The organism is Kurthia gibsonii (assembly GCF_006539985.1).
Classification (GTDB): domain Bacteria; phylum Bacillota; class Bacilli; order Bacillales_A; family Planococcaceae; genus Kurthia; species Kurthia gibsonii.
In genome coordinates, this window is the sequence record NZ_BJOB01000071.1 from 1 (window position 1) to 7,904 (window position 7,904).

7 protein-coding genes are annotated in these 7,904 nt (G+C 33.4%); 1 reads left to right on the plus strand and 6 read right to left on the minus strand.

What is annotated here, in order from left to right; translation table 11 throughout:
• The first annotated feature begins 201 nt into the window (after nucleotides 1-201).
• Nucleotides 202-1,095, plus strand: coding sequence for an SH3 domain-containing protein (locus KGI01_RS12960; RefSeq protein WP_141275031.1), 894 nt, complete (start codon nucleotides 202-204; stop codon nucleotides 1,093-1,095).
• A 55-nt stretch (nucleotides 1,096-1,150) separates the two neighbouring features.
• Here KGI01_RS12960 and KGI01_RS12965 read toward each other — a convergent pair whose 3' ends face one another.
• From KGI01_RS12965 to KGI01_RS13925, 6 genes are all read right to left on the minus strand, one after another.
• Nucleotides 1,151-2,185 carry a restriction endonuclease gene (locus tag KGI01_RS12965; protein ID WP_141275032.1) on the minus strand — a complete coding sequence of 345 codons (1,035 nt, stop codon included), beginning with the start codon at nucleotides 2,183-2,185 and terminating at the stop codon, nucleotides 1,151-1,153.
• Between the two features lie 156 nt (nucleotides 2,186-2,341).
• Nucleotides 2,342-3,973: a dynamin family protein gene (locus KGI01_RS12970; RefSeq protein ID WP_141275033.1), complete on the minus strand. Its 1,632-nt coding sequence runs from the start codon at nucleotides 3,971-3,973 to the stop codon at nucleotides 2,342-2,344.
• A 216-nt stretch (nucleotides 3,974-4,189) separates the two neighbouring features.
• Nucleotides 4,190-5,050 (minus strand): ABC transporter ATP-binding protein, encoded by an 861-nt coding sequence (locus KGI01_RS12975; RefSeq protein ID WP_307723188.1) that lies wholly within the window; start codon nucleotides 5,048-5,050, stop codon nucleotides 4,190-4,192.
• 356 nt (nucleotides 5,051-5,406) lie between these two features.
• Nucleotides 5,407-5,556 (minus strand): hypothetical protein, encoded by a 150-nt coding sequence (locus KGI01_RS13920; RefSeq protein WP_170214797.1) that lies wholly within the window; start codon nucleotides 5,554-5,556, stop codon nucleotides 5,407-5,409.
• A gap of 101 nt (nucleotides 5,557-5,657) precedes the next feature.
• Nucleotides 5,658-6,887, minus strand: a complete 1,230-nt coding sequence (locus KGI01_RS12980) for a GNAT family N-acetyltransferase (RefSeq protein WP_373863143.1) — start codon at nucleotides 6,885-6,887, stop codon at nucleotides 5,658-5,660.
• An 806-nt stretch (nucleotides 6,888-7,693) separates the two neighbouring features.
• On the minus strand, nucleotides 7,694-7,904 hold a 211-nt coding region (locus tag KGI01_RS13925; protein ID WP_170214798.1), incomplete at its 5' end, for a hypothetical protein.

Consider the following 7,904-nt stretch of genomic DNA (forward strand, 5'->3'; position numbering starts at 1 on the left):
GCAGGAGTCGTTTTCTACGCACTCAATTGATTTAATTATTCGCATTTGAGACATATTATTTTGTTCTGTCCCAGGGTCTTTTTTATTCCAATCAAATATACCAAATTTTAAGTATTTATTTCCATTTTTATAAATTATTACGCTAAAGAGCTATCTTAACCTTATGTTAGCGTGTAAAATATAGGAAGAGGAGGACGAAACATGTTTCGAAATATACTTTTAGTTATAATGTGTACATTCACATTAGCCGCTTGTGGTGGGAATGGTAGTAATGAAGAAATTAGTAGTAACGATTTAAAGATGATTGATCAAGGTTTAGCGGCTGTCGCTGCAAATGACTTGGGTAAGGCAGAAGGTATTTTTGGTTCAATCAACAACAGCGAAAAAGCACAAAAATATCATGAACAAATTGTCTTAATACGCGAAGGTCAAAAGTTATTAAAAGATGGTCAAGTAAAGCAAGGTAAAGCAAAATTAGAAGCTGCTACTAGCTCTGATGGTGGCTCAGATTTAATAACAGAAATAGCAAAGTCTACACTCGCAAAAGCAAATAAAAAGCAAACAACAGAAAAAACAACTCAACCTACTCAAGTGACGAGTTCCAAAAATGAATCGGTTGTCATTTCAGATCATTATTCAGGTATGTCATTTGTTCGATTAACAAATGAAAAAGGTAACATACGTGCGCAACCTTCAATTGATAGTAAGGTTGTATACAGTGGTGATTTAGATGAGACATTCGTTTATTTAGAAGAAAAAGTCAACACATCTGACGGTCGTACTTGGTATAAAGTAAGCTATAATTCAGACTCATACGGTTATATTAGTAAAGCTGTATCGACTTTAACGAACGATGCCTATGTTTATCATGATTATGCTTCAACTATTGTCGTAACAGCAAAAACAGCTAATATTCGACTGAGCCCTTCAATTGATAGTGATATTATTGTAAAAAATATAAGTAAAGGTAGTACATTTACTTATACAGGTTATTATGTGAATACACCAGACGGTCGTACTTGGTACGAAGTAGAATTACATAATGGTTATGATGATTACGGCTTTATAAGTAAAGCAGTTGCTAAACTACAATAGCAGTTCGTTATAATACACGTACTAAAAAAATCGACTCCAAAGTGGGTCGATTTTTTTATGTTGCTTCATATATTTCTAATAAACGATGTGTTTCGTAGATTGCATACTGTTTCAAATCTTGGTCATGTTTAATCAAGTAAGGATCTAAGTATGCTTTCCACGCTTCTGATTCATCATATGTTAATTGTTCTTCTTTTTCTTTCATATTCCAACACGTAATATGCAATTCCTCAGCAAATTGTTTACCATCTGGGCAAAGTGTTGTGGGTGTCATTAAAATCGCACGTTCACAATCGTAATATGCACGCCCTGTTGCAAAATGATTCATCATTTCAGGTGTGAGCTTTTCAGGTTCTTTACATACCATCATCGCAGTTCTTACACCGTGTTGTTGTGCAATAATGGCCACCCCAAAACTTTCAGAAGGTACAATGATTTGTACATCTTTATAAGCCATATGTTGAATTAATTTTGCATAATATAAAATTAATTCATATTCTGTCATTAATTCGACAGGTTTAATCGTTGTTTTTTCTTCAATAAATCGCTTATGTAATTTTTTAATATAAATTTGTGCTTTTTTTAGCCTACTTGATTGCTGAAAACGTTTGACCGCATGCACTTGATCTTTCTTCTTATGATACGTTCGTTTTGAATGTAATGACGGTAATTTTTTTATTTTTCGGATTGCATCTTGTATATAATAAATACCTAATCCGAGTAAAATAGATGAAATGAGAACCATCCATGCTTCCGTCCACATCCAACGATACGTGTAACCTACAGCTTGTACATATTGTTGAATCGTTTGCGTATCATAGAAAAAAGGTGCAAAGATCCACGGTGTTAACTGTAAATAGAACGCAACAAGACAACTTAGTAGCAGTTGATGAATTAAACGTTGCCTATTTTTTTCAATCTTTTCATGATGATGTTGTGCATACTTTTCTTTTAAACGATCTTCCGTTTGAATAATCGATAAAATATGCTCTTTTGCACAATCTGGGCAATATAAAACAATCTTATGTTCTTGTAATACTTTACTTTGTTCTTTCTTGTGAAATTCGCAAGTATAACGCACGATGTCCATTTCCTTTCACTTCTTTTACGGTACTGTTCTATTATAGTAATAACTATATAATCCCGCATGAGTGATAACACTCACATTCCACAAAAAAAATTGGCACTAATCGTATAGAAAGAATCAATTCAAAAGAAGGAAATATACTTCTTTTGAATTAAATCTTTAATAGGTCATTTCTAACAGTAATTCATCTAATATATCTTGGTAAACTGCTTGTTTTTGTTGGACATCTTCCACCGCAAGTTGTTTTTTCTTTTCTTCAAAGTACGTAATAACAGATGCGTAATCCATATTTATCTCTTTGATTCGCTTTAACAAATGTGGTACATCTTCATACATCGTTTTTTGCTCTAATATTGATGTAATTTCTGTTTTTGCTTGTACAATCGGGTCAAAAGCTTGAAGTCGCTTGGCTGCTTTTTCTAAACGTACGACACGATATTCTGATTGATTTTCAATTTCTAAAATTTGTTTTTCAATTTCAATAAATAATTGTTGAATTTCATGTAAAAGAGCCGATTTTTGTTCTTTAAAATATATTATAAATTGTTGCTCATATCGAACTACTTCTTCTCTTTTTTGTTCTGGGTCTGTAAAGAGTTGTTGTGAAACGCCTCTTTTATATTGCTGAACAAAACTTGCATATTCTGTATATAACTGAATTAACTTTTTACTCTTAGGTAATTCAGCTGTATGTGCTTTTAAAAATTCAATTAACTGATAAGACGTTTCTAATTGATGATATTCTTTTTTTAGTTGTTCAAATGTCTTTTCTAATTCATGAATTTTATACTCCTGTTCTTTCGACTGATAAACAGCATTATCACTCTCATCCATAAATTCACGCAACATATTATAGGCTTCTAAATATGGATCGCGCTGTACTAATGAACGAATTTCTAAAATAAATCGATCCACCCATTCAAAGAACCGTTGATGAATCAGATTTGAAAAAGCTTCATTATCTAAACGACACATCTGAATATACGCAAACAATTGATCAAAATTTGAGGACTGATATAATGCATGTTCGTCTTTTTCAACTGCTTCTTGCAATGCTTGAAAAGAAACTGATAATTGTTTGAAAACACCGAAAAAATCTTGTTTTTCTAAAATTCCAGATGATAAATTATATGGATCTTCATTTAGTACAAAAAGCATTTCTTTCTGTTCTTGACCAATTCGTGCTAATAATGCACGTTCTGAAGGTAATCCTTTAAACTGATGATTTGCGAGCCATACAACTGCTTGGCTTCGCTTTAAAAAACTCTCTTTAACAAAAACAGACTTTTGATACGAAGGTGTATCAAAAATTGTCACCGCTTTTAATAAGTCATGTTTTAAAACAATATCAACATAATCTAAACCACTTCGCATCATTTGAGAACTAAATGTATCCGATATGGCAAATAGCTCCACTTGACCAAGAGAAAACTGTGCAACTTGTCCATCTAAAAAGTGAGCTGTTACACTTTCTTCCTCACCATAATGAATGATTGTGTGTACATACGACACACCATGGTATTCACTTGGCATAACATGGCGATTCAATAGCGTATTAATAAACGTTGCTTTGTCTGCATATACATCACCAATAACGAGCAGTTTTAAATCGTCTTTTGAATCGGCAATCAGCTCACGTAATTTCCGAGCTGTAATACGCGTACTCATATGTTTACTAAGTAAAAATTGAATCCTCTGTAACTGTTGCTTCTCACCAATTAGTACAGGTTGTTCGCTACATTCGATTTGTTGGATTCGTTTTTCATATTGTGTATGATTATTCTTTTCCATATATGTCACAAACCCCTTTTCTACATATCTTTAGTATACATGATATGTGAAAAAACACTACAAACAATTACTATTTACTTATTATTTTTTTCAAAAAAATCATCGCTTTTCGACTTGTTTTTTCATTTCTCCTATTACTTTTATACCTATTTCAATTTAATAATTTCAATTTACTATGCTTTTATGTCTTTTTTCATACTTTATTTTTGAATCGACTCATATAAACTTCGATAAAAACCACTTTCTTTTATTAAATCGGTATGTCTTCCTTGTTGAATATGGACCAATGATTGCCACTTGCTTTCCTAGCGGTATTTGCATCGAAATCTCTTTTAATACCATCTCACCTCCTGAATTTTCAATAGACATTTTTTCAATAATGATGTATTCATTAATTTCGTTTAAAGATATTTTTTCTTGATCTTTAGCAAATTCATTGAGGACATCTAACACTTCGAAAACACGTTTCACACCGGCATATGCAGCTTGTAATGAATTCAATGCATTTGATAACTGTTCAGTCGGTTTAAAAAATTGACGTGAGTAAGCACTAAATGAAGCGATCGTTCCAATCTTCCCCATACCATATACCGTCATAATTGCACCTACTCCCACCATCAGTGTACGTGCCATATTATTAAAAAAACGATTTAATGGTGCTAAAGAACTTGAAACAACTTCTGCTTGGAAATCTGCCTTTTTATAACATCGATTTCTTGTATTGAATGTATGCCACTGTTTCTTCTCTTGATTAAACAATGTCACTACCTCTGCACCTAATATATGTTCATTCATATTTCCAAGCGCATGTTGCCTTGCTACATAATCTGTACTAGAGCGCATGACAATTTTTCGTGAAACATATAATAAAAACGGTAAAATAATAAAACGAATAAGTGCTAACTGCCATGACAGAAGCAGCATAGCAATAATGATACCTAAAATTGTGAATATGGATGAAATCAGTGGAACTGCATTTTGACCCAATGCGGTGCTTAAATTATCTAAATCATTCGTTAACCTACTCATTAAGTCTCCTGGCGAATGTTCTTTATGATAAAATGTGAAAATTAAGATTTTTTAATTGAGGTTTCATTTGCTGTTTATAATAAAATGTAATATTTTGAAAAGTAATGTCCCCTATTTCAGGATGATTTTTAGGTTCAATTAGAGAAATATCTTTTAGAAAAGTGAAAATAAAAGAAAGGCGTTGAATGGAAGGAAGAGATCGTACCAATTGCATAAGTGCCATGATACTAAGTGTTACTGTGCTGAAAATTAAATTCAAATAGTTGATAAAAGCTAAAACAGCCCCTACTTGAATCTGATTTATATCAATTTTTAAAAGACCAATCCATAGCGTACTAACAATTCCTAAATTAATAATGAGCATGACAAGTGGGTTAAGGGAACCAATGACTTGTGCTGTCTTTTTATTTTGTTGCGTATAATTCCATTAATTTTTTAAAGCGTTGAATTTGTTCTTTTATACGGTGGTAAGCTTTAATAATATACATACCAAATAGTGTGGTAATAAACCAATATGGCTTAATAAAACGAAATAAACTTAAAAATTTTTTCACTTTATCACCTCTTTTTGAAAAACTTAAAAGTAATTGAATAAAAAAAGCCACTTCTTCGTTCTTGTTCGAACAAGAGGAAGAAGTAGCTTTCCCAACAAATATTAGAAATAATCGATGAAGCTTGGAATGTGATTTGGAATTAAATCTTCAAGTAGTTCAACCATTTCTTCAGTTGGTGTTGTAATTCGTTCAATACTATATAAATAGCGTGGGCGCAAGTAACCGAGTAACATCGTGGTTAATGTTTGGATGGTCACATGCACTGCATCATCTACTAAATCATCACTTAATTTTGTCACCGTTACGCGACCAGAAGCAGATGTCACTTCGAATGTTCCTTCATTCCACTTTGCAAGACGATCTTCCACCGCAATGCGTAATGTGAAGTCAGGTAGTTCAAACGGGAACTGTTCCATGAATGATTGCACATCGACAATACGTGCCATAAAGTACGGCGATAAACTTTGCTTAATTTCGCTATCCTGCATTAAAAAGGCGATGGACTCTGTTCCACTCGTTTTTCCAAATACATGATAAACCATCGATTTATGTGCATGAATGAAATTCCATAGTCCTTTACGTGCCTCATTCGTTAAGTAGATTAATTCATCCACATAGAAGTTTTCTTCCATAATACGATAGAAAAGATAGCCGACTGGTTCGTCTGTTTCCGCTTCATAGTAAACAGCTGTTTGAAGTTGTGTATCACTTCCTTCAAACTTCTCTTCCCAGTAACTTTCTTGGAATTTTTCATTCCATGCGATTGGATTACGCACCATCATCCCATGTTTTTCAAGTGCGTATTCATGATAAATCTGTTTAATATGTTCATGTTCAAGTGGTACACGGCGCACCTGTCCTTCGATTTGGTCATAGTAAGGAATCTGTGTATCCTTCATTTGATATTCAACAATATCACTCATAATTTCAAAACCTTTATTACGATAATAAGGAATTGAGTATGGAAATAAGTATGAAATTGAACGGCCTTCGTCACGCATATTTTCTAAACTTTTTAAAATGAGTTTATGCATTAAACCGTGGCTTGAGTACTCTGGGTACGTGCCAACTGCTGTAATTCCCCCCATTTCATAAATTTTACCGTGAATGTTCACTTGAAACGGTAAATTTAATATTTGAGAAATCAAATGGTCTTTGTCGAACCAGCCCATCGCAGTCCCCTCACGGAATTGCTTTGATTTCGCATTAATGAACACACGATCTTTGTGCATCGATACATTAATTTGAAACACATAATTTAAAAGTTTAATAAATTGATCCATTTCTTCAATTTGGATCTCACGCAACTCTAACTGTTGCTTTGTCATAATTCCACTCCTCTTATTTGGTCCATCAAATACATCTATACCACCATTTTGACAATTATTAACACACTGTCTTATGTTTTTTTATGTATGGCAAGTCTTTCTACTATATAAAGAAAGCATATTTTCCTTGAACCTTATATACTATCTTAATATTCTTTTATAGAACTGTCCAATAAAGTACTAAAGTGATTGAGTTTGGAGACGAGTGACCCTTTTTCGCCCTCGAATGGCCCTTTTACACGTGCGAATGACCCGATATGAGGAGTGAGTGACCCAAATCGCTCAGCCAGTGACCCGTTTCGTCGCCCGAATGTTCGTTTTCACACCAGAATAGTCAAATGAAGTCCCACTAAATTACTCAAAAACCTTGAAGAAAGTACAGAAAGGGAGTAATTTAGTCTTTCAAACGAGTGGCCCAAATCGTTCAGCCAGTGGCCCGTTTCGTCGACCGAATGTTCGTTTTCACACAATCATAGTTAAATGAAGTCCTATTAAATTACTCAAAAACCTTGAAGAAAGTACAGAAAGGGAGTAATTAAGGTTTTTTAGGCGAGTGGCCCATTTTTGTCCTCGAATGTCCACTTTGCACGTGCGAATGGCCCGATCTGAGGAGCGAGTGACCCAAATCGCTCAGCCAGTGACCCGTTTCGTCGCCCGAATGTTCGTTTTCACATCAGAATAGTCTATTCAAGTTCTAGATTACTCAAAAGACTTAAAGAAAAACATTTAGTTTTACATTAAAATAAGAAGTCACGCTTTTATACTGCATTAAAAAAAAGCAGCCATTTTGACTGCTTTTACTTTGTTTACTATTCAAAGAAAATATCTTTCCATGTCCCAAAACCTAATGTAATATCTTGTTTCACACTTTCAGCTAAACCCTTTTTCTGCATAGTTACTTCAATTTTATGATTCTTATGCATAATCGCTAAGTTATTTTTAATCCCCTCTATAATATTAAGATCAATAATTGGTACATAATAATAAGATTCGTTTGCATTAGATGTAATTGGAGTAGCT

Bases quoted from the DNA above. Each gene is read 5' to 3' on its own strand.
- KGI01_RS12960 (WP_141275031.1), top strand. From the start codon at position 202: ATGTTTCGAAATATACTTTTAGTTATAATGTGTACATTCACATTAGCC.
- KGI01_RS12965 (WP_141275032.1), bottom strand. From the start codon at position 2,185: ATGGACATCGTGCGTTATACTTGCGAATTTCACAAGAAAGAACAAAGT.
- KGI01_RS12970 (WP_141275033.1), bottom strand. From the start codon at position 3,973: ATGGAAAAGAATAATCATACACAATATGAAAAACGAATCCAACAAATC.